We start from the raw sequence: 21,006 nt of genomic DNA on the forward strand, positions 1-21,006 counted from the left end.
TTGCTCCGGATTATCAGTAGCAGGTTTAGCTACTGGATCTGGCACTTGTTTATTAGTATCCTGTTTGGTGCCATCTTCTTTAGAATCTTCTACTTGAATAGGAACTGTTATAGGCTGAACCAGTGTGCCTAAAGGAAAAGCGATTTGAACTGATTTCTCTTCAGTTTTTAAAGTTGGGTTAAACACAGTATCAATTTTAATTTTTCCCTTAGTATCTTTCGAATTTTCTACTTGATCATTAAATATTAGTTTTAATTTATTATCTTTAGCTGTTATAAAATATTGACCAATATTTTTTTGATCTGTTACTAAATCTCCTTGCAAATCTTTAGATACTTTTAATGCAAGTGGTATTTGAATTACTGCTATATCGTTTGCATGTACAACTTGTTGATCCTTTATTGACCAAGCATATTCTACTTGAATGGTTGATCCTATCTTTATTAAGTTGTTAGGATTTTTTGCTTCGTCAATAATATGATCTGTTGCATCTTTCATCTCAACATTGTCAAATAATGAAGTTTCCTTTAAAGTCTCAGCTTTTGCTTGATTGTACGGGAAACTAATAAACTGTGAAAATAGTACAAATACAATTAAACATATATTGAAAAGTTTTTTCATTTTGCCTCCTTTGAACATTCATTTGTTCACTGAGGAATATATTCCACATGAACAAATGGAATATAAAAAAAGTTAATTGTTATAAAGTATTTGTTGCTAATATCCCTCCGTTTCTATGTACGTTCTCTGGCAGAATAGAGGTTTAATCAAAGGCATATATAAAGTAACGTAAAAATCTGGACTAGACATAATTCGACAAAAAATGTCGAAAGTATGCTGATAAAAGGAACGATATCAGACCTTTATATACAAGAGTATTTTCTTGTGAATGTGTTACGAACTGAATAGTTATAAAGGTAAGTTTTACGATACATGCTAACCAAAGTAATGTATCCCAAGTTGAAAGTTTGTTTTTGCTTTAAAGTTGTGTGGAAAAAATCTGAATAAGGTTGATTTTGGTTAGGGTGAAGACAATATGTACTTTGAAAATATTCATTTATGTAATATGAATTTGAAATAATTGTATCTTAGGAAGTTCATTTATTACATTTATGAAAATTAACTTTTTGCCTAGAGAGCTGTACAATTTGTGGACCGAAGTTAAGATGATACAGTTCCTTTTTGGATTTAGTAGAATATAAGGTATTTATAATATTCGACTAAATCATTACTGCGGTCATTTTTGAAGCTGCTTTACATAATAAAAAAGAAGGTATCCCTTTTGATAATAGCGTTATCTTCTCTTGAAGATGATTATGAATAACCTTCGCTAAAGATTATATACTTAAATGATAAAGAGTTCAACAGCGGTTTAACAAATATTTTCCAAAAATTAAAAATGACCGTTTTAATAGAGAAATTCTAAAAAACGGTCATTTTTAATTTTATATTTCTGTTAAAATAATCGGTTCGCCGCGTGTTACGACAACTGTATGTTCACATTGTGCAACAAGGCTTTTATCAGGTGTAACGAATGTCCAACCATCATCGCCACGTTCGATAATATGATCAGCTTTCATAGAAATGAATGGCTCTACAGCGATAACAAGACCGTCTTTTAGAAGCGCATTATCCATTGGATCAAAATAGCTTAAAATGTGGTTTGGTGCTTCATGTAAGCTAAGACCAATACCGTGACCAGTTAAGTTTTGAATAACATTGTATCCATTTTTATGTGCAAAGTTTGAAACGGCACGACCAATTTGGTTTTGTTTTGAACCAGCTTTCACCTTTTTCATTGCTGCCCAAAAGGCATCAACAGCTGCTTGGCAAAGCTTTTCTTTTGCTTCATCTTCTCCAAGTACAAATGAAATACCTGTATCTGCATAATAACCATCAAGTGCTGCAGATACGTCGACATTTACAAGGTCGCCTTCTTTTAATACACGATCACCTGGAATACCGTGAGCAACTTCTTCGTTTACACTGATGCAAGTTACGCCAGGGAAATCATATTCTTTTTCAGGTGCAGAAATAGCACCATGCTCATCTAATACTTTTTTACCGATCAAATCAAGCTCTTTCGTTGTCATACCTGGCTTCGCTTCTTTTTTCATTTCTTCACGTGCAAGCGCAACGATGCGACCGATTTTTCGTAAGCCTTCTAAATCTTGTTCATTACGAATAATCATGAAAACCACTGTCCTTCCTCGAATATATATCTTACCCGATTGTATCATGTTTATTTTCGTCCTGCTACTCGCTTAGTATGGCGGATTGATTCCTCTCATAAAGAATACATGACAATTGTCATATCGATGTCATGACGCATCATACTGTTTCCTAAGTTTTCCAAGTAATACAATGTAAATATAAGAAACAGCGGAGGTGGAGAGATGGAAAAGATTATTGAAGTAAATAGTGTTTCTAAAACATTTAAACATAAAAAAGCAGTAAATAACGTTTCATTTCATGTGAATAAAGGAGAAATCGTAGCATTGCTTGGACCGAATGGTGCAGGGAAAACGACGACGATGTCGATAATGCTTGGATTAAAGGATCCGACGGAAGGAACGATTTCTACATTTGGAAAGAGTCCAGAGCATAGAGATGTTCGTAATAGAATCGGCGCGATGCTACAAGAAGTAAGTGTCATTGATAGCATTACGGTGGAAGAGGCAATTGAGTTATTCCGTAGCTATTATACGAACCCGGTAGCGAAAGAAACGTTGCTACAGTTATCGAATTTAAAATCGGAACGAAAACAAAGATGCGAGAAATTATCAGGTGGTCAAAAGAGAAGGTTAAATTTTGCACTCGCATTTGCAGGAAATCCAGATTTGCTATTTTTAGATGAGCCGACAGTTGGAATGGATATTACGTCTCGAAGAACATTTTGGGAAACAATTCGAAAGTTAGCAAGTGAAGGGAAAACGATTATTTTAACGACGCATTATTTAGAAGAAGCAGACGCATTAGCAAATCGTATTTTATTGTTTGCGAATGGAAAGATTATCGCAGATGGTACACCAGATGCGATGAAAGCAACGATTTCACGAAAAACAATCACGTTTTATTCGAAGGAAAGTATTCCTGCAAAATTACTAAAAGAATTACCAAACGTAACAGAAGTACAATCAAAAGAAGGACACTTCACTTTAGCAACAGAAGATACAGATGCAACGTTAAGAGCAATTTATGAAAAGAACTTACCTGTAACAGATGTTTCTGTTGAACGTGGAAGCCTTGATGAAGCATTTGAACAGTTTATCACAAATCAGGAGGGGGAAATCGCATGAGAGCTTTATGGATGCAATGCAAAATAGAAATTTTACGTACGTTTCGTAATAAATTGTTTATCTTTTTCTCATTATTAATGCCAGTTATGTTTTATTACATTTTCACAAATGTGGTTCAAGTGCCACAAAACGGAGATGCGTGGAAAGCACATTATTTAATCTCAATGGCAACGTTCAGTATTGTAGGGACAGCACTTTTTAGTTTCGGTGTGAGAATTTCTCAAGAAAAAGGGCAGGGTTGGACACATCTTTTAAAAATTACACCACTTCCAGAGGGAGCGTATATAACAGCGAAGATTATCGCTCAAACTGTAGTGAATGCTTTTTCAATCTTAGTTATCTTTATCGCAGGAATATTAATTAATCATGTTGAGTTAACAGTAGGGCAATGGATTGGTGCTGGATTATGGTTGTTGTTAGGTGTCACACCATTTTTAGCGTTAGGGACAGTAATAGGTTCTATTAAGAAGGCGGATGCTGCTGCGGGCTTAGCGAATATTTTAAATATGTGTTTAGCAATTCTTGGTGGTCTATGGATGCCGATCGAAGTATTCCCGAAAATATTAAGATCTATTAGTGAATGGACACCAACATATCATTTTGGAAGCGGCGCATGGGATATTGTAGCTGGAAAATCAATTGGTTGGGAAAATATCGCGGTATTAGGAGGCTATTTCCTTATATTTGTTGTAGTATCAATATATATAAGAAAAAGACAGGAAGCGGTATAAATGACAGAGAAGAAGAGGATTGAGATTTTTCCGAAACATATGGGGTTCTTTCCGTATATGTTTCTTGTGTATTTGTTATTTCCAATTTACCATTTAGCGCAAGTGTCAGGATGGAAGCTTGTGCTAGGGAGCGGTATGTTGATACTTTTTATTATTACATACCGTCAACTTTATTTTGTTCAGAAGACGTTTGTTTTGTGGGCATGTATACAGATGGTGCTCATCTATTTATTTGCTTTATTTTATAATCCCTTCATGATATTCTTTGGCTTTTTCACGGCAAGTGCGATGGGATTTGCACCAAGTAAGAAAGTATTTCGGATATTACTATGTTTGTTAGTTGTAATGCTTGGAGCATTTGTATTTGTAAATATGAATCAACTAACACCGACAAGTTTAGTAAATATCGTTCCGATGTTTATTTTAATGCTTCTTACACCATTTGGAATGCGTAATTTTAATCAAAAAAAGATGTTAAGAAATCAATTAAACGAAGCGAATGAGCAAATTAAAGACTTAGTAAAACGTGAAGAGAGGCAGCGTATTGCAAGAGATCTTCATGATACGCTCGGGCATACGCTATCACTCATTACTTTAAAGAGTCAGCTCGTGGAGAAATTAATTGTAAAAAATCCGGAGCGTGCAAGTGCGGAAGCAAAGGAAATTACACAAACATCTCGCACGGCATTAAAACAGCTCAGGGAATTAATTTCTGATATGCGTATGATTACAGTAGAAGAAGAGCTTGAGCAAATAAAAGCGATCTTACAAGCTGCTAATGTTGAATTAGAGATCAAACAAGAAACGAGTGCAAGTTCGCTATCACCCATTGAACAAAATATTTTAGGAATGTGTTTACGTGAGGCTGTTACGAATGTTGTAAAGCATAGTAAGGCGACGCGGTGCATAGTTTCTGTACTAGAATCACAAGGTGAATTAATTTTGACAGTAGAAGATAACGGAATCGGTTTAGCGGATCAAAATCACGATGGGAATGGTATTCGTGGTATGAAGGAGCGAATCGCTCTTATTGATGGATTTGTTGAACTGGGTACGATTAATCCAGGAACACTATTAACAGTAAAAGTCCCAGTTGTTATTAGAACAGGAAAAGATGAGGTGAAGGCATGATTCGAATTATTATTGCAGAAGATCAGCGAATGCTTCGTGGTGCGTTAGGAGCCCTGCTTGATCTAGAAGATGATATTGAAGTAATTGGGCAAGCAGCGAACGGAGAAGAGGCGCTAAAACTAATCGAATCGTTAAAACCTGATGTAAGCATTATGGATATTGAAATGCCAATTCAAAGCGGATTAGATGTTGCAGAAACGTTGAAGAAAGAAAAATCGGCATGTAAAGTAATGATTTTAACAACATTTGCGCGCCCTGGATATTTTGAACGAGCAATGAAAGCTGGTGTGCACGGATATTTATTAAAAGATAGCCCAAGCGAGGATTTAGCTGCATCGATTCGCAACGTAATGAAAGGTAAACGAGAGATCTCTCAAGATTTAATGTTCGGCTTATGGCAGGAGCAAAATCCGTTATCAGATCGCGAAAAAGAAGTATTGCTACTTGCGAAAGAAGGAAAGACAGCAAATGAAATTGCAAAGACACTTTATCTTTCACCTGGTACAGTACGTAATTATATTTCTGAAGTATTAACGAAGCTTGATGCGAAAAATAGAATTGAGGCAATTACAATTGCGGAAGAAAAGGGATGGATATGAAAAGAAGTTTACCTATGAATGGTAAGCTTCTTTTTTCTTATAAACAAGTATTTCAATAGAGAGTTTCGTCACAGTCGCATCGCTCAGGATTTGAAGTATATCGTGTAATTTAGATTTTACTTCATTTTTCGACAAAAAATTTGTTATAGTAAGATTAGGTTGTTGATCTAAGTTTTGGACAACTTTACCACTAACAGTTGTGATTACTCCATTTTTATCTACTTTTACAATGAGATCTTGGCCATATACTTTATAGTTTTTATATGTTTGTGCAAGGCGAGCTTCGGTTTGATTTTCTTTTGTTGCTTTATTTGTAGGTTGGGAATCTATATTCATTTCAGTTGTCATTCACTTTTGTTGAGCTTCCGCCTCATTTATCTCACCTTTTAAATACTTTTTCAGCATATTTTTTCGTATCATTTTGAGGTTGTGTAATTTTTTAAGCGTTAAATTAGGCTAAGTAATTTCAAATTTTACTTCATTTTTGTCTAATTCTTGGGTGTGAATAACTTCTGCTACTGCTAATAAAGGAAAAAGAAGACCGAATGTAACGAAGGCACGGGCGAATTTTCTATAATTTATCTATAAAACCACTAATCTATTATTGTATGTGAGACGAATTGTATGAAGAATTTGCCGAATTTTATATATATTATGCATTATTTCATGTCAAAAATTGTCGAACTCACATTATTGTAGTGGTATGACAACTTAACAAATTATATTGTTATAATGGGATGGTGAGTAAGTATGCACGCAGAAAAATTAGGAAGTGAAATTAAGAAAATTAGGGTAATGCGGGGATTAACACAAAAACAGTTATCCGAGAACATATGTCATCAATCGGAAGTGAGCCGAATTGAATCAGGCGCAGTATACCCAAGTATGGATATATTGCAAGGTATTGCAGCAAAGTTACAAGTTCCCATTATTCATTTTTATGAGGTACTCATTTATTCAGATATTGAGAGGAAAAAGCAGTTTAAAGATCAAGTCATTACGCTATGTAAGCAAAAAAAGTATAAAGAGATTTATAATAGAGTATGGAATGAGCTGAAAAAGGAAGAATATCATCCCGAATTCCAGCAGTTTCTTCAATGGCAATATCATGTAGCAGCTTACATATTGAAGAAAATTGATTACGAATATTGTATTTTAGAATTAAAAAAATTGTTAAACCAACAATTAGCTGGAATAGATGTATACCAAAACCTCTATATAGAAAATGCAATCGCAAATATTTATGCTGAAAATGGCTATTTTAAGAAGAGTATTGAGTTATTTGAAGGTATATTGAAACAATTAGAGTCATTGCATGATAATGAAGAATTCGACGTGAAGGTAAGATATAATCATGCAAAAGCATTATACTTAGATAATCAATATGAACAAGCCTTATATCAAGTGAATAAGGCGATTGAAATATCTTGCCGAATTAATAGTATGGCATTAATTGGGCAGCTGTACTATCAAAGAGGTGAATGTCTAGAAAAGTTGGAGTATGATGAGGCAGAGATTGAAGATACATATAAGAAAGCAAGTTTCTTTTTTGATATATTAGAAATGCATGCATATAAAGAGGCAATCGTAAATAAAATCAATCAATGAATAACCCTAAAAAATGGATATGCATAATTGCATACGGCATGGATAAATTTTCATGATATATTAAAAGAAAAAATGTGGGTGATGGAATATGAAAAAATTACTTATTGGTAGTTTATTAACGTTAGCAATGGCATGGGGTATTTCATTAACAGATACAGCTTTAGAGAAAAGCCAAGTAATTTCTCATAATGATCAAGAGGTACAATTAGCTTCGGACCTACCTTTTGAATATTAAAAAACAACCGTCTTACTTAGACGGTTGTTTTTTTGTGGAGTAACCTCCAAACGTCTTTACTAGAAACGGGCTTGCTAATAAAGAATCCTTGAATGTGGTCACAGTTTTGCTCATATAAAAACTTCCATTGTTCTTCGGTCTCTACACCTTCTGCAATAACTTCTAAATTTAGTTGTTTTGATAGTGTAATAATGGCAGAAATAATCGCTTCCTCTAAAGGGCTAGTTGTAATTCCGCAAATAAATTCTCGAGCAATTTTTAATGTGTTAATTGGATATTTTGTTAAATAAGCTAAAGAACTATAACCAGTTCCAAAGTCATCAATTGAAATTTGAATACCAAGATTTTGAAGCTGTTCTAGTTTTGCAACTACAGATTGATTTTGATTAATGGCGATACTTTCTGTAATTTCCATATCTAGTGCTTCTGGTTTTAACTCTGTTTCTTCTAAAACCTTTGAAATAGTTGGAATTAAATCTGCATGGTTAAATTGAACAACAGATAAATTTACACCGACTTTTAAGTGAGAGAAACCTTGATTGTGCCATCTTTTTGCTTCTAAGCAAGCAGTACGTAAAATCCAATTTCCAAGTTCAATAATGAATCCAGTTTCCTCTGCTAGAGGAATAAATTGGGCCGGGGATACGATACCAAGCTTTGGATGTTTCCAACGAATTAATGCTTCGAAACCAATAATTTTTTTTGTTTTTGTGCTTACTTGTGGCTGGTATTCAAGGAAAAATTCATTTTGTTGTAGTGCTTTTGAAAGTTCGCCTTCTAAAAATTGGATTTCATTTTGAGCGATACTCATTTCTTTTGAGAAGAAAACAAATCTATTCTTTCCATTTGCCTTCGCGCGATACATAGCCATATCAGCATTTTTCATTAATTCTGTTACATCTGTTCCACAATCAGGGTACATTGCAATTCCGATACTCGGTGTAATAGATAGCTCTTCATCTTTAATGAAGAATGGTTTGTTTAAAATATTTAAAATTTGTTCAGCTATAAAAGCCGCACTTTTTTCTGAGTACATATCTGGTAATAGAATTGTAAACTCATCTCCGCCTTGGCGAGCAACGACATCCTTTGAACGTAAGCAACCGCGTAATCGTTTTGCTACTTCAATTAATAATAAGTCTCCGACGTCATGGCCGAGTCTATCATTAATTTTTTTGAATCGATCTAAATCAAGAAACATAACGGCAACATCATTTGCGCTAGTTTGAGCTGTATTTAAAATGTTTTTTAAATCCTTTTCGAATTTGCGGCGATTAGGCAACCCAGTAAGTGCATCATGAAAGGCTAAATGTTCTACTTGCTTTTGTTTTTCATATAAAGTTGTAATATCACGTGCTATGCCGAACATCCCAACAACTTCTTTGTTTATGAAAGTAGGGATGAGTGTAATGTGAAGGTAATAGTAATAACCTTCTTTTTCTTTTGTGCGAACTTCTAAAGTTTGTGGTCTACCTTCTTTCGTTAGTTGTAAAGCTTTCTTTAGTAAATCATGGTCTTTTGAGTCAATAAAGTGTAAAAGGGAATAGCTTTCTACTTCACAATAGTAGGCAGTAAATAAGCTTTCACAGGCTGTATTAGATTGTTGGAAAATACCATACATATTTAAAGAGAAAACAGCATCGGGATGATCTTCGAATAAAGATTTATAGCGTTGTTCACTCTTTGATAACGCAGATGCCCCTTCTTCAACTTCATCTTCTAGTTGTGTAGTCAGCTGTTCATATGTATCGATTAATACTTTATTATCTTTCCACATGTAAAGTTGTCGCAGGAATAACAAAATAAGTGATAATACGAGACCGATCAACATGAACTTATCATCCCAAGGTTGAAAGATAATAAAAGAAAAAGTAATGATTATACTAAAATAAGGTAATATAAAGCGCACATAATCAAACCGGTAATATTTAGTTTTCGTTTCGTGCTGCATTGGTTTATCCAAAATGTATAGTATGGACGATAAACCGATTAATAAAATTGAAGCAGTATGTATTAAGTAAGAGACTTCAGAAGAAGTTTCCATCCCTGCGTTTAATTGAAAGAGATGTATATATCCGTATACAAGTATGATAGTAAAGCCGATAATTAATGAGATTCTACTAGCAGAATATTGTTCTCGTCTATATAGACTAATAACGGCGTAAATGACTAATGATTGTGCAATAAAGTATCCAATTAAAACCCAATGATCTGTTGTTAACATACGAAAGCTTGAACGGTCCAAAATAAAAGCTAAGGTAAAATAAATATTCATAATAATGATAAAGATGCTATCGAATGAAAATTGAGCTAGGCCTCTAATAGAGTAATGTTTTATGAACTTTATAGCAAAGCCAGAAAAGAGCAAAATATATTGTACGATAAAAAAGGGTAATGCCGTATATGAGAATATGACTTGGTCATATATAGAAAGTGAATGAAGAAATAAAGTTATCTCCATTGTCAATCCACATAGGCAAGTGCATAGTAATAAAACCCAAAATAATTTATCACCGCGCTTCATTTTCTTAATAGCTTTATATAAGCAATAGCAAGAAAAGAGTGCAGCAAAACAAAATAAGAAGAGAATTCCAATTTCTTTTATATTCAAGTTCTTAGGAATAAGAAATATCCAAAGAGAAAATATAATTATATATATCATAACAAAGTGTACATATTTTTTTTGATTAATCATATTATGACTCCGTTTCAATAAAGTTGAATCACAGGTGGAAAATGCTAATTCCAATCATAGCATATAAAATAGGGTGTTTTTTACTAAAAAAATTACTTTTTTTGAAAAAAATAGCTCAACATTACAATTTACCATTGTAATGTTGAGCCATTTATTCTTTTTATTCCTCTTATAGCGGATAATTCATGTATGAATTGCAGCATCGCTAAATCTTTCTGTTTACTTTCAATCATAATATCGAAATTATGATTGATTTTTTTTGCAACGTGTAAGAAAGGTTTAATAAACTCTAAATCAATATATTCCGCGTGAGCCCTAAATTCTTTTTTTGATTTAGGGGAGGAAATATGAACTTTAGGAAGGATATTTGTATGTGCCCAAGTTTCAAAAATTGCAGGAAGTAACTGTTCTAACGGTTCTTCGCAAAGATTTGCCATGTGATGATGATAATCAAATACAAATGGAATCTTTTCTTTTTGGCAAATAGATAAAGTTTCAGCAGTTGTATATGTTTTATCATCATTTTCAAGTGTCATTTGCCTTTTTATATGTGCAGGAAGTTTTTTTATGTTTTCATGGAAACGTTCAACCGCTTTTTCTTTATTTCCGTAGGCACCACCTACATGGATGTTAATATAAGAAGAATCTGCAATTCCTATTGCATCTAATACTTTATAGTGATAAGTCATATCTGTAATAGCGTTAGTTGTAATGTGTGGCTTATCGCTTGTAAATAGCGTAAATTGATTTGGATGAAAACTTACGCGTAAATTATGTTCTTTAATTAATGCCCCAATTTTACGCCAAAGCGGTGTGAACAACCCGATGTAATCAAACTCGACTTCGGGATGTGTTGCAAGTGGGACGATGGAAGAAGATAAGCGATATAATGGAATTTCATGCGCTATATTGTAATGAAGAATACGTATTGTATGCTCAAGATTCTGCCGCGTAACATCGTATAATTTATCTTCTCGTTCTTGTTTACTAAGCTTTTGAAAGCTTGTAAATGTCATCGTTTTAGCCGGAGAACAGTCCCAGAGTGCCATTGCATGTGAGACATATCCGAAACGCATAATCATAATGAATACATCTCCTTTATGCATTATCTTTCCTATAGAAAGAAAGCAAGTATTGTTCCTATCCATTCTTTTCCCCTATTAATGAGAGAATTCGGACTAACATCTTTCAAGGAAAGTAATGACGCATTTTCTAGATCTTCGTGGAATTTATTTTTTACTGTTTGTATAAAATGTTCATCATATAAAAGGCAGTTGATTTCATGGTTAATATATAAACTTCTCATATCAAAGTTTGCAGTTCCGATATCACAGATGTAGTCATCAACTATAATAACTTTAGCGTGAAAAAAACCTTGTTGAAATGCGTAAATATTACAGCCAGCTTGTATTAACTTTCGGCAATATGGGAATTTTGCTTCTCGAACAAGGGGGTGATCCGCTTTTTCTGGAACGAGAATCGTGATTTGAACCCCGCGTTTTCGTGCTTCTAATAATGCATTCATAATTTTTCTTCCAGGAATGAAATATGGTGTACCGATAAAGAGTTCTTTTTCTGCGCTTTCAATTAAATATAAAAATGTATTTTGCAAGTAGGCCCCATCAGTAGGGATAAAACGATGCAGAATGGTTCCTGGTTGTTGCTTAGGAAAATAAAGAGATGCCTCTAATAAATTTTGGTCTGTATCGTCCAGCCAATCATGTAAAAATTGCTTTTGTAAATCTTGTATTCCTTCTCCTGTAAGACGTAAATGATAATCGCGCCATAATCCTAATTTTTGATTATGTCCTAAATATTCTTCTCCAATATTAAATCCACCAATATAACCAATTTTCCCGTCGATAACTGTAATTTTTCTATGGTTTCTTTGATTTGCAGAAAAGAAAGGAAAAGGAAACTTTACTTTGTGACAAAATGAAAAAGAGACACCATGTTTTTGTAGGGAGCGAATGGCCTCATTTGATAAATGATGGCTTCCCAATCGATCGAGTAGAAGTCTTACTTCAATTCCTTCCTTTGCCTTATCAATAAGTAACTTTAAAAATTCCCGGCTGATTTTATCGTTTTTTACAATGAAGAACAAAACGTGCACATGGTGTTTCGCCTGTTTTATATCAGTAAATAGAGCGTCATACAAATCTTTTCCGTATGTATAAAGGTGAAAATCACTTTGACGTAAAGGGAAAGAACGAGAACGTACACGCTTTAAATGAACAATTCTCCCATAAGAAAAATCAATTACAATCCAGAGAGTGCTACCTATTAATAAGAGAGATAAGAAAAACATGAGTAAATTCCCTCCTTCACGGTCTTTTCACCATTCGTTTTTTATAAATCAAACATTCATTTTATCCTGTTATTTGTGGCCTAATAATTAGTAGGGAGTAAATAACTTCTACTGATTAAAGTTTCACTTTATAGTTTTACCGAAATAAACAGCTTTATTAAAAAATATGTTGTTGTATAACAAAAAACTGTTGACTGAATGCTCACTCATTATATAATGAAGGTAGGGGATAAAATTCAGAAAATTATATGTTTTTGAAGATTCTAAAAAAGAAAGAGGGCTTACAAAGAGAGGGGTAGCATAAAAATGAATAGCTTACTGATCATGAATTGGCTGGCTGCCATTGCTGTTATTGCTTATGCGGGATATTTGTTTGTGTATCTTATACGAACGAGGATGGCCTACATACAGTTAGGAAAAAAGATTGAATTTGACCGTCGTTTTAAAGAGCGTTGGGATCTCCTTAAGGTCAATGTTTTCGGTCAGAAAAAGCTGCTGAAAGATAAAAAGAGCGGCATTATTCACGTTATGTTCTTTTACGGATTTATTCTTGTCCAATTTGGAGCAATTGACTTCGTTTGGAAAGGACTCGCACCAGGATCACATCTTCCACTTGGACCACTATACCCTGCATTTACATTCTTCCAGGAAATTGTCACACTTGTTATTTTAATTGCAGTCTTTTGGGCTTTTCATCGACGTTATGTTGAGAAGCTAGTTCGTTTAAAACGTAATTTCAAATCAGGCCTTGTTCTTATCTTCATCGGTGGCTTAATGATTTCTGTGCTACTCGGTAATGGGATGGGAATTATATGGCATGGCGAGGAGCTTTCATGGAGTGAGCCAATCGCTTCTGCAATCGCTTACGTTTTCTCGGGGATAAATGAAACCGCAGCCATTTCTGTGTTCTATTTCTCTTGGTGGGTGCATTTACTAATTTTGTTAACGTTTTTAGTTTATGTTCCACAATCGAAACACGCGCATTTAATTGCGGGACCAGCTAACGTTTTCTTCGGCCGTCTTTCAAATCCAGGGAAACTTGAAAAGATTGACTTTGAAGATGAAACACAAGAAACATTTGGTGTTGGTAAAATCGAAGACTTTAGACAAAATCAGCTTATTGATTTATACGCTTGCGTAGAGTGTGGTCGTTGTACAAATATGTGTCCGGCAACAGGAACAGGGAAAATGTTATCGCCGATGGATTTGATTTTAAAACTTCGCGATCATTTGACTGATAAAGGAGCTGCAGTGACATCAAAAGCACCGTGGGTTCCGGTAGTTGCTTTTAATAATACACAAGGAAATCAGTTAGCGATGATGGCAGCGGGGAAAGGACAACAAGAATCTGCAGCCACAACACTCGCTTACGATCCGAGTTTAATTGGAGATGTTATTACAGAAGAAGAGATTTGGGCTTGTACAACGTGTCGTAACTGTGAAGATCAGTGTCCGGTTATGAATGAGCATGTTGATAAAATTATTGATTTACGCCGCTATCTCGTTTTAACAGAAGGAAAAATGGATGCGGAAGCGCAACGTGCGATGACAAACATCGAGCGTCAAGGGAATCCGTGGGGTCTAAACCGTAAAGAGCGTGAAACTTGGCGCCAAGGCGATGATGAAGTAACGGTTCCAACTGTAAAAGAAAAATCGAAAGCTGGCGAGGAGTTCGAATATTTATTCTGGGTTGGTTCAATGGGATCATATGATAATCGTAGTCAGAAGATTGCGATATCGTTTGCGAAGTTGATGAACGAAGCAGGCATTTCATTTGCGATACTCGGTAATAAGGAAAAGAACTCTGGAGATACACCGCGCCGCCTTGGAAATGAATTTGTCTTCCAAGAGATGGCGACAAAAAATATCGAGGAATTTGAAAAAGCAGGAGTGAAGAAAATCGTTACGATTGACCCTCATGCTTATAACACATTTAAAAATGAGTATCCGGACTTTGGCTTGCAAGCAGAAGTCTATCATCATACAGAACTGTTAGCTCAGTGGGTAAAAGAAGGACGCTTAAAACCGGTTCACGCTATTGAGGAAACAGTTACGTACCATGATTCCTGCTACTTAGGAAGATACAACGAAGTATACGAAGCGCCACGAGACATTTTGAAAGCGATTCCTGGTGTGAATCTTGTAGAAATGGCACGTAACCGTGAAACGGGAATGTGCTGTGGAGCGGGTGGTGGCTTAATGTGGATGGAGGAAACAACCGGTTCACGCATTAACGTTGCTCGTACAGAACAAGCATTAGCTGTACAGCCATCCATTATCGGTACAGGATGTCCTTATTGCTTAACGATGATTAGTGATGGGACGAAAGCGAAAGAAGTTGAAGAGAAAGTTCAAACTCTCGATGTAACAGAGATTTTAGAACGCTCAGTGATTGGACAGAAGAAAGAAGCAATCTAGTTTGTAGGAATGCATACAACTTTAGAAAGAGGTGCAATTATTGCACCTCTTCTCAACGTAGGAACACCGAGCGCACGCTCAGTGATAAAAAGAAATGGGGGAAAGAAACATGAGTAAAACAGTTATTTTAAGTGCTGCAAGAACACCGGTTGGGAAATTTGGAGGATCTTTAAAAGATGTAAAAGCAACAGAACTTGGAGGGATTGCAATTAAAGCGGCGCTTGAAAGAGCAAATGTTTCTGCTAGTGATGTTGAGGAAGTTATATTCGGAACGGTTATTCAAGGTGGGCAGGGACAAATTCCATCACGCCAAGCGGCGAGGGCTGCTGGAATCCCTTGGGAAGTGCAGACGGAAACAGTGAATAAAGTTTGTGCATCGGGGCTTCGTGCGGTTACGTTAGCGGATCAAATTATCCGTACTGGCGATCAATCATTGATTGTAGCTGGTGGTATGGAGTCGATGAGTAACAGTCCTTACATTTTAAGAGGAGCAAGATGGGGATACAGAATGGGCAACAACGAAGTCGTTGATTTAAACGTTGCTGACGGTTTAACATGCGCATTTTCAGGTATACACATGGGTGTTTATGGCGGAGAAGTTGCGAAGGAAGATGGAATTTCTCGCGAAGCGCAAGATGAATGGGCATATCGTAGCCACCAGCGTGCGGTTTCAGCACATAAAGAAGGGCGTTTTGAAGAGGAAATCGTGCCAGTAACGATTCCGCAAAGAAAAGGCGATCCTATTGTCGTTGCAAAAGATGAAGCACCACGCGCGGATACAACAATTGAAAAGTTAGCAAAATTAAAACCTGTATTTGATAAAACAGCGACAGTGACAGCTGGTAATGCACCAGGCTTAAACGATGGTGGTGCTGCACTTGTATTAATGAGCGAAGAGAGAGCGAAGCAAGAAGGAAGAAAGCCATTAGCGACAATTTTGGCACATACAGCAATTGCAGTGGAGTCTAAAGATTTCCCTAGAACGCCAGGTTATGCAATTAACGCATTGCTTGAAAAAACAGGAAAGACAATTGAAGACATCGATTTATTCGAGATTAATGAAGCATTTGCAGCGGTAGCAATTGCAAGTACAGAGATTGCGGGAATTGACCCAGAAAAATTGAATGTAAATGGCGGCGCAGTGGCGATGGGGCATCCGATTGGAGCAAGCGGAGCGCGCATTATCGTTACACTAATCCATGCACTGAAGCAACGCGGCGGCGGAATTGGTATTGCTTCGATTTGTAGCGGTGGTGGCCAAGGTGATGCAGTGATGATTGAAGTTCATTAATTAAGATTAGACGGTATATAGTTTATTGAAAATTAAGGGGGAAGAGGAAATGAGTGTACAAAAAATTGTTGTAATTGGTGCAGGACAAATGGGATCAGGAATTGCACAAGTATGTGCAATGGCAGGATACGATGTGAAGGTACAAGATTTAAAACAGGAGCAATTAGATAGAGGATTGGCTATCATTACGAAAAACTTAGCACGCCAAGTAGAAAAGGGGCGCATGAAGGAAGAAGAAAAGGAAGCGACATTAAACCGTCTTGCAGTAACGCTTGATTTAGATTGTGTGAAGGAAGCGGATCTTATTATCGAAGCAGCTGTCGAGAAAATGGATATTAAAAAGAAAATCTTTGCGAATTTAGATGAAATTGCTCCAGAACACGCAATTTTAGCGACAAATACGTCATCTTTGCCAATTACAGAAATTGCCGCGGTAACGAAACGTCCGGAAAAAGTAATCGGTATGCACTTTATGAATCCGGTTCCGGTTATGAAACTTGTTGAAATTATTCGTGGTTTGGCTACAGATGATGCGGTATACGAAACAATTGAGGATATTACGAAGAAAATTGGCAAAGTACCAGTTGAAGTAAATGATTTCCCAGGATTTGTATCGAACCGTATTTTATTACCGATGATTAACGAAGCAATCTATACGTTATATGAAGGTGTAGCGACGAAAGAAGCAATTGATGAAGTAATGAAACTTGGTATGAATCACCCGATGGGCCCTTTAACGCTTGCTGATTTTATCGGTTTAGACACATGTTTATACATTATGGAAGTGTTGCATGAAGGTTTAGGTGATAGTAAATATCGCCCATGTCCATTGCTACGTAAGTACGTAAATGCAGGATGGTTAGGACGTAAAACAGGTCGTGGTTTCTACGTTTACGAATAAATCCCCCTTTGTTACAAAATAGTGGTCTTACCAAATTGTTAAAAGGTTATATAGCAAATGGAGGCGGAGTATATGAACTTTCGTTTTAATGAAGAGCAGCAAATGATGAGGAAAATGGTTCGAGATTTTGCACAGAAGGAAATTGCTCCCTTTGTTCCTAGTATGGAACAAGGGGTGTTCCCAAAAGAGATTTTGCAGAAGATGGGTGAGCTTGGATTAATGGGAATTCCAGCGCCTGCAAAATACGGTGGTGCAGAAATGGATTTTATTTCTTACATTTTAGCAATTGAAGAAATTTCAAAGGTAAGCGCAACAGTTGGTGTAATTTTAGCTGTGCATACGTCAGTTGGAATGAACCCGATTTTATATTTCGGAACAGAAGAACAGAAAGAGAAATACGTTTCTAAACTTGCGACTGGTGAATATTTAGGTGCATTTGCATTAACAGAACCAAATGCAGGATCGGATGCAGGAAGTTTGAAATCAAGAGCTGTGAAGAAAGGCGATCATTACATTATTAATGGATCGAAGGTGTTCATTACAAATGGTGGTGAAGCAAGTACATATATTGTATTCGCTTCTACAAATCCAGAGGCAGGAAAGAGTGGGATTTCTGCATTCATAGTAGAGAAAGATACACCAGGCTTAATCATCGGTAAAGATGAGCATAAAATGGGACTGCTTGGTTCTCGCACTGTACAACTTACGTTCGAGGATATGAAGGTACCGGCTGAGAATTTACTTGGTGAAGAAGGACAAGGATTTAAGGTAGCGATGGCGAATTTAGATGTTGGGCGAATTGGAATTGGGGCGCAAGCATTAGGGATTGCTGAAGCGGCGCTTGCATGTGCGATTGATTATGCGAAAGAACGTGAGCAATTCGGAAAGCCAATTGCGGCGCAGCAAGGGATTGGCTTCAAACTTGCAGATATGGCAACTAGCGTAGAAGCGGCGCGATTACTTGTATATAGGGCGGCATCGCTAAGAGCGCAAGGATTACCATGTGGTAAAGAAGCATCTATTGCGAAATTATTCGCTTCTAAAACAGCTGTTGAAGTTGCGATTGAAGCAGTGCAAGTATTTGGTGGTTACGGTTATACGAAAGATTATCCAGTAGAAAGATTCTTCCGTGATGCGAAAATCACGCAAATATATGAAGGAACGAGTGAAATACAGAAACTTGTTATTAGCCGGGCTTTATAAAAGCATAAGGGGGAGACGGGCATGCATTTTAAACTATCAGAAGAACATGAAATGATAAGAAAAATGGTTCGGGACTTTGCTAAGAACGAAGTAGCACCGACAGCAGCTGAACGTGATGAAGAAGAGAGGTTTGATCGTGCGCTATTTGATCAAATGGCAGAGCTTGGTTTAACCGGAATTCCGTGGCCTGAAGAATACGGCGGAATTGGAAGCGATTACTTGGCGTATGTAATTGCTATTGAAGAATTATCACGCGTATGTGCTTCTACAGGTGTAACATTGTCTGCACATACTTCACTTGCTGGTTGGCCAATTTTTAAATTTGGAACAGAAGAGCAAAAGCAAACGTTTTTACGACCGATGGCTGAAGGAAAGAAAATTGGTGCATACGGCTTAACGGAGCCAGGGTCTGGATCGGATGCTGGTGGAATGAAGACAATCGCCAAAAGAGACGGAGACCATTACGTTTTAAATGGATCAAAAATATTTATCACTAATGGCGGTATTGCCGACATTTATGTTGTTTTTGCGTTAACCGATCCTGAATCGAAGCAGCGTGGTACGAGCGCGTTTATTGTGGAAAGTGATACGCCTGGCTTCTCAGTTGGGAAGAAGGAGAGTAAGTTAGGGATTCGCTCTTCACCAACAACTGAAATTATGTTCGAAGATTGCCGCATTCCTGTAGAGAATTTGCTAGGGGAAGAAGGACAAGGGTTTAAGATAGCGATGCAAACATTAGATGGTGGCCGTAACGGTATTGCAGCACAAGCGGTTGGTATTGCACAAGGGGCTTTAGATGCTTCCGTAGAATATGCAAGAGAGCGTCATCAGTTTGGGAAGCCAATTGCGGCGCAGCAAGGGATTGGCTTTAAACTTGCAGATATGGCAACAGATGTGGAGGCGGCGCGTCTTCTAACATATCAAGCAGCTTGGCTGGAATCGGAAGGACTTCCTTATGGGAAAGAGTCGGCGATGTCAAAAGTATTTGCAGGTGATGCAGCGATGAAGGTGACGACTGAAGCGGTACAAGTCTTTGGTGGTTACGGTTATACGAAAGATTATCCGGTAGAGCGATACATGCGAGATGCAAAGATTACACAGATATATGAAGGAACACAAGAGATTCAAAGGCTCGTAATTTCTCGTATGTTAACGAAGTAGGATCAAAGGCGTAGGTATTTTCCTACGCTTTTTCCTTCCAAAAAATAATAGAGAGGTGAAGGGGATGGTTAAACATAATGTGCACGCATCAGTGAAAGATGAGAAATTAGTTGCGTTAAGGCGTGAACAAATGATTAAAGGTGCAGTGCAATTGTTTAAGCAAAAAGGATTTCCGCGTACAACAACGAGAGAGATTGCAAAGGCGGCCGGATTTAGTATCGGTACACTTTATGAATACATCCGTACAAAAGATGATGTTTTGTATTTAGTTTGTGATAGTATTTATGAACATGTAAAAGAAAGATTAGAGGAAGTAGTTTGTACAGAAAAAGGGAGTGTAGAAAGTTTAAAGATAGCAATAACGAATTACTTTAAAGTGATGGACGAATTGCAAGAAGAAGTATTAATAATGTATCAAGAGGTACGCTTTTTACCGAAAGAATCACTCCCGTATGTATTAGAAAAGGAGTTTCAAATGGTAGGAATGTTTGAGAATATTTTAGAACAGTGTACGGAAAATGGAACATTTACATTAAATAAAAAAGAAATACAGCTTCTTGCGCATAATATTTTTATACAAGGACAGATGTGGGGATTTAGACGTTGGGCGCTGCAAAAACTATATACGCTTGAAGAATATACAGAAATGCAAATTAGGTATGTATTGCAAGGGGCCCATATGCTTCCGAAATAAGGAATACATACTACCCTATAAAAGTTTCCCGTTTTTTTTGTAGCATATTTGTGCGACTTTTGTTTATAATGAATAGTATGGATTTTTTTAAGCAGGCCGTTATATATAAGGTTATATTTGATGAAAGGAAGTGCCGCATAAGTGGATTTTAAGCAATATTCACCAGAAGAGCTAAAAGAATGTTCAATGATTGAAGTTGTACATAGCGTTTTAGGGGATAAAAGACAAGCAACGACATTCAACGAGTTGGTTCAAGAAATCGCTCAAGTGCTGGGACTATCTCAAGAGCAAGTTAATGCGAAAATCGCACAATTTTATACAGACTTAAACATCGATGGACGTTTCATTAATTTAGGAGAAAATCGTTGGGGGCTACGCAGCTGGTACCCATATGAGCAAATTGATGAAGAAATCTTGCCTCAACCAAAACCGAAGAAGAAACGTAAAGTTGAAGAAGACGGTTTTGACGACTACATTGAAGAAGATGAAGATGACTTTGATGATGTAGACGGAAATGAAGACGAAGATGAAGATGTAGAAGATTTGGACAAGGTTCTTGAAGACGAAGACGGAGACGACGATGATCTTGATGATTTAGACGAAGATGAAGATGACTTCGCTGAAGAAGAACTTGAGTATGATGAAACTGAAGAAGAAGAAGAGGAAGAACTGTAGTTCTTGACTTTTCATTATCGTCCATGTAGAATCATTTTTGGGCTCTTTAAAAAAGGA

The 21,006-nt window shown here is 36.5% G+C and carries 18 protein-coding genes and 1 pseudogene; 13 read left to right on the forward strand and 6 right to left on the reverse strand.

Annotated features, from left to right (window positions below; genetic code table 11):
- Positions 1-621, reverse strand: a 621-nt coding sequence (locus MR079_RS22525) for an Ig-like domain-containing protein (RefSeq protein WP_242294669.1), incomplete at its 3' end; no start/stop codon positions are given.
- 824 nt (positions 622-1,445) lie between these two features.
- Positions 1,446-2,240, reverse strand: coding sequence for a type I methionyl aminopeptidase (gene map / locus MR079_RS22530; RefSeq protein ID WP_002096176.1), 795 nt, complete (start codon positions 2,238-2,240; stop codon positions 1,446-1,448).
- A gap of 156 nt (positions 2,241-2,396) precedes the next feature.
- Between map and MR079_RS22535 the strand changes: the two genes are divergently transcribed.
- Genes MR079_RS22535 through MR079_RS22550 form a run of 4 tightly spaced genes read left to right on the forward strand, consistent with a single transcriptional unit; the run spans position 2,397 to position 5,760 of the window.
- Positions 2,397-3,299, forward strand: coding sequence for an ABC transporter ATP-binding protein (locus MR079_RS22535; protein ID WP_242294671.1), 903 nt, complete (start codon positions 2,397-2,399; stop codon positions 3,297-3,299).
- Entirely contained in the window at positions 3,296-4,030 is a 735-nt protein-coding gene (locus tag MR079_RS22540; protein WP_001202426.1) for an ABC transporter permease, read from the forward strand. The genes MR079_RS22535 and MR079_RS22540 overlap by 4 nt, the downstream gene beginning before the upstream one ends.
- On the forward strand, positions 4,031-5,161 hold the full coding sequence (locus tag MR079_RS22545; protein ID WP_139868515.1) for a sensor histidine kinase: 1,131 nt from the start codon (positions 4,031-4,033) through the stop codon (positions 5,159-5,161).
- Complete coding sequence (locus tag MR079_RS22550) at positions 5,158-5,760, forward strand: response regulator transcription factor (protein ID WP_000619255.1); 603 nt, start codon at positions 5,158-5,160, stop codon at positions 5,758-5,760. The genes MR079_RS22545 and MR079_RS22550 overlap by 4 nt, the downstream gene beginning before the upstream one ends.
- A 12-nt stretch (positions 5,761-5,772) precedes the next feature.
- On the opposite strand, the gene MR079_RS22555 is transcribed toward MR079_RS22550, so the two are convergent.
- The gene (locus tag MR079_RS22555; protein ID WP_113711314.1) at positions 5,773-6,096 is read right to left on the reverse strand and encodes a bacillolysin; all 324 of its coding nucleotides are present in this window, start codon (positions 6,094-6,096) and stop codon (positions 5,773-5,775) included.
- Between the two features lie 414 nt (positions 6,097-6,510).
- Between MR079_RS22555 and plcR the strand changes: the two genes are divergently transcribed.
- Together plcR and papR are read left to right on the forward strand one after the other, a co-directional pair.
- Positions 6,511-7,368 (forward strand): transcriptional regulator PlcR, encoded by an 858-nt coding sequence (gene plcR / locus MR079_RS22560; protein ID WP_139868513.1) that lies wholly within the window; start codon positions 6,511-6,513, stop codon positions 7,366-7,368.
- 88 nt (positions 7,369-7,456) lie between these two features.
- Positions 7,457-7,603 carry a quorum-sensing peptide PapR gene (gene papR / locus MR079_RS22565; RefSeq protein WP_000734741.1) on the forward strand — a complete coding sequence of 49 codons (147 nt, stop codon included), beginning with the start codon at positions 7,457-7,459 and terminating at the stop codon, positions 7,601-7,603.
- A 16-nt stretch (positions 7,604-7,619) separates the two neighbouring features.
- Here papR and MR079_RS22570 read toward each other — a convergent pair whose 3' ends face one another.
- From MR079_RS22570 to cls, 3 genes are all read right to left on the reverse strand, one after another.
- Entirely contained in the window at positions 7,620-10,298 is a 2,679-nt protein-coding gene (locus tag MR079_RS22570) for a DUF4084 domain-containing protein (RefSeq protein ID WP_139868511.1), read from the reverse strand.
- Positions 10,299-10,426: 128 nt separating this feature from the next.
- Positions 10,427-11,380 (reverse strand): UV DNA damage repair endonuclease UvsE, encoded by a 954-nt coding sequence (uvsE, locus tag MR079_RS22575; protein WP_242294673.1) that lies wholly within the window; start codon positions 11,378-11,380, stop codon positions 10,427-10,429.
- A gap of 32 nt (positions 11,381-11,412) precedes the next feature.
- Positions 11,413-12,606: a cardiolipin synthase gene (cls, locus tag MR079_RS22580; protein WP_097852471.1), complete on the reverse strand. Its 1,194-nt coding sequence runs from the start codon at positions 12,604-12,606 to the stop codon at positions 11,413-11,415.
- Between the two features lie 306 nt (positions 12,607-12,912).
- Here cls and MR079_RS22585 point away from each other — a divergent pair, with 306 nt between their 5' ends.
- The 7 genes and pseudogenes from MR079_RS22585 to rpoE all read left to right on the forward strand — a co-directional run bounded on the left by MR079_RS22585 (position 12,913) and on the right by rpoE (position 20,949).
- Entirely contained in the window at positions 12,913-15,024 is a 2,112-nt protein-coding gene (locus MR079_RS22585) for a (Fe-S)-binding protein (protein ID WP_001086788.1), read from the forward strand.
- Positions 15,025-15,033: 9 nt separating this feature from the next.
- Positions 15,034-16,315 (forward strand): annotated as a pseudogene (locus tag MR079_RS22590) (acetyl-CoA C-acetyltransferase).
- Positions 16,316-16,364: 49 nt separating this feature from the next.
- A complete protein-coding gene (locus tag MR079_RS22595; protein ID WP_000116031.1) occupies positions 16,365-17,216 on the forward strand; it encodes a 3-hydroxybutyryl-CoA dehydrogenase in 852 nt (283 codons plus the stop codon).
- A gap of 72 nt (positions 17,217-17,288) precedes the next feature.
- The gene (locus tag MR079_RS22600) at positions 17,289-18,419 is read left to right on the forward strand and encodes an acyl-CoA dehydrogenase (protein WP_001011168.1); all 1,131 of its coding nucleotides are present in this window, start codon (positions 17,289-17,291) and stop codon (positions 18,417-18,419) included.
- 21 nt (positions 18,420-18,440) lie between these two features.
- On the forward strand, positions 18,441-19,580 hold the full coding sequence (acdA, locus tag MR079_RS22605; RefSeq protein WP_000545533.1) for an acyl-CoA dehydrogenase AcdA: 1,140 nt from the start codon (positions 18,441-18,443) through the stop codon (positions 19,578-19,580).
- A 64-nt stretch (positions 19,581-19,644) separates the two neighbouring features.
- Entirely contained in the window at positions 19,645-20,274 is a 630-nt protein-coding gene (locus MR079_RS22610; RefSeq protein ID WP_000238605.1) for a TetR/AcrR family transcriptional regulator, read from the forward strand.
- Between the two features lie 141 nt (positions 20,275-20,415).
- Positions 20,416-20,949, forward strand: coding sequence for a DNA-directed RNA polymerase subunit delta (gene rpoE / locus MR079_RS22615; protein ID WP_139868507.1), 534 nt, complete (start codon positions 20,416-20,418; stop codon positions 20,947-20,949).
- Positions 20,950-21,006: the final 57 nt, after the last annotated feature.

This window comes from Bacillus cereus group sp. BfR-BA-01381 (genome assembly GCF_022663555.1).
In the GTDB taxonomy this organism is placed as follows: domain Bacteria; phylum Bacillota; class Bacilli; order Bacillales; family Bacillaceae_G; genus Bacillus_A; species Bacillus_A pacificus.

Coding starts and splice junctions, on each gene's coding strand:
- map (WP_002096176.1), bottom strand. CDS start 2,240: ATGATACAATCGGGTAAGATATATATTCGAGGAAGGACAGTGGTTTTC.
- MR079_RS22535 (WP_242294671.1), top strand. CDS start 2,397: ATGGAAAAGATTATTGAAGTAAATAGTGTTTCTAAAACATTTAAACAT.
- MR079_RS22540 (WP_001202426.1), top strand. CDS start 3,296: ATGAGAGCTTTATGGATGCAATGCAAAATAGAAATTTTACGTACGTTT.
- MR079_RS22545 (WP_139868515.1), top strand. CDS start 4,031: ATGACAGAGAAGAAGAGGATTGAGATTTTTCCGAAACATATGGGGTTC.
- MR079_RS22550 (WP_000619255.1), top strand. CDS start 5,158: ATGATTCGAATTATTATTGCAGAAGATCAGCGAATGCTTCGTGGTGCG.
- MR079_RS22555 (WP_113711314.1), bottom strand. CDS start 6,096: ATGAATATAGATTCCCAACCTACAAATAAAGCAACAAAAGAAAATCAA.
- plcR (WP_139868513.1), top strand. CDS start 6,511: ATGCACGCAGAAAAATTAGGAAGTGAAATTAAGAAAATTAGGGTAATG.
- papR (WP_000734741.1), top strand. CDS start 7,457: ATGAAAAAATTACTTATTGGTAGTTTATTAACGTTAGCAATGGCATGG.
- MR079_RS22570 (WP_139868511.1), bottom strand. CDS start 10,298: ATGATTAATCAAAAAAAATATGTACACTTTGTTATGATATATATAATT.
- uvsE (WP_242294673.1), bottom strand. CDS start 11,380: ATGATTATGCGTTTCGGATATGTCTCACATGCAATGGCACTCTGGGAC.
- cls (WP_097852471.1), bottom strand. CDS start 12,606: ATGTTTTTCTTATCTCTCTTATTAATAGGTAGCACTCTCTGGATTGTA.
- MR079_RS22585 (WP_001086788.1), top strand. CDS start 12,913: ATGAATAGCTTACTGATCATGAATTGGCTGGCTGCCATTGCTGTTATT.
- MR079_RS22595 (WP_000116031.1), top strand. CDS start 16,365: ATGAGTGTACAAAAAATTGTTGTAATTGGTGCAGGACAAATGGGATCA.
- MR079_RS22600 (WP_001011168.1), top strand. CDS start 17,289: ATGAACTTTCGTTTTAATGAAGAGCAGCAAATGATGAGGAAAATGGTT.
- acdA (WP_000545533.1), top strand. CDS start 18,441: ATGCATTTTAAACTATCAGAAGAACATGAAATGATAAGAAAAATGGTT.
- MR079_RS22610 (WP_000238605.1), top strand. CDS start 19,645: ATGGTTAAACATAATGTGCACGCATCAGTGAAAGATGAGAAATTAGTT.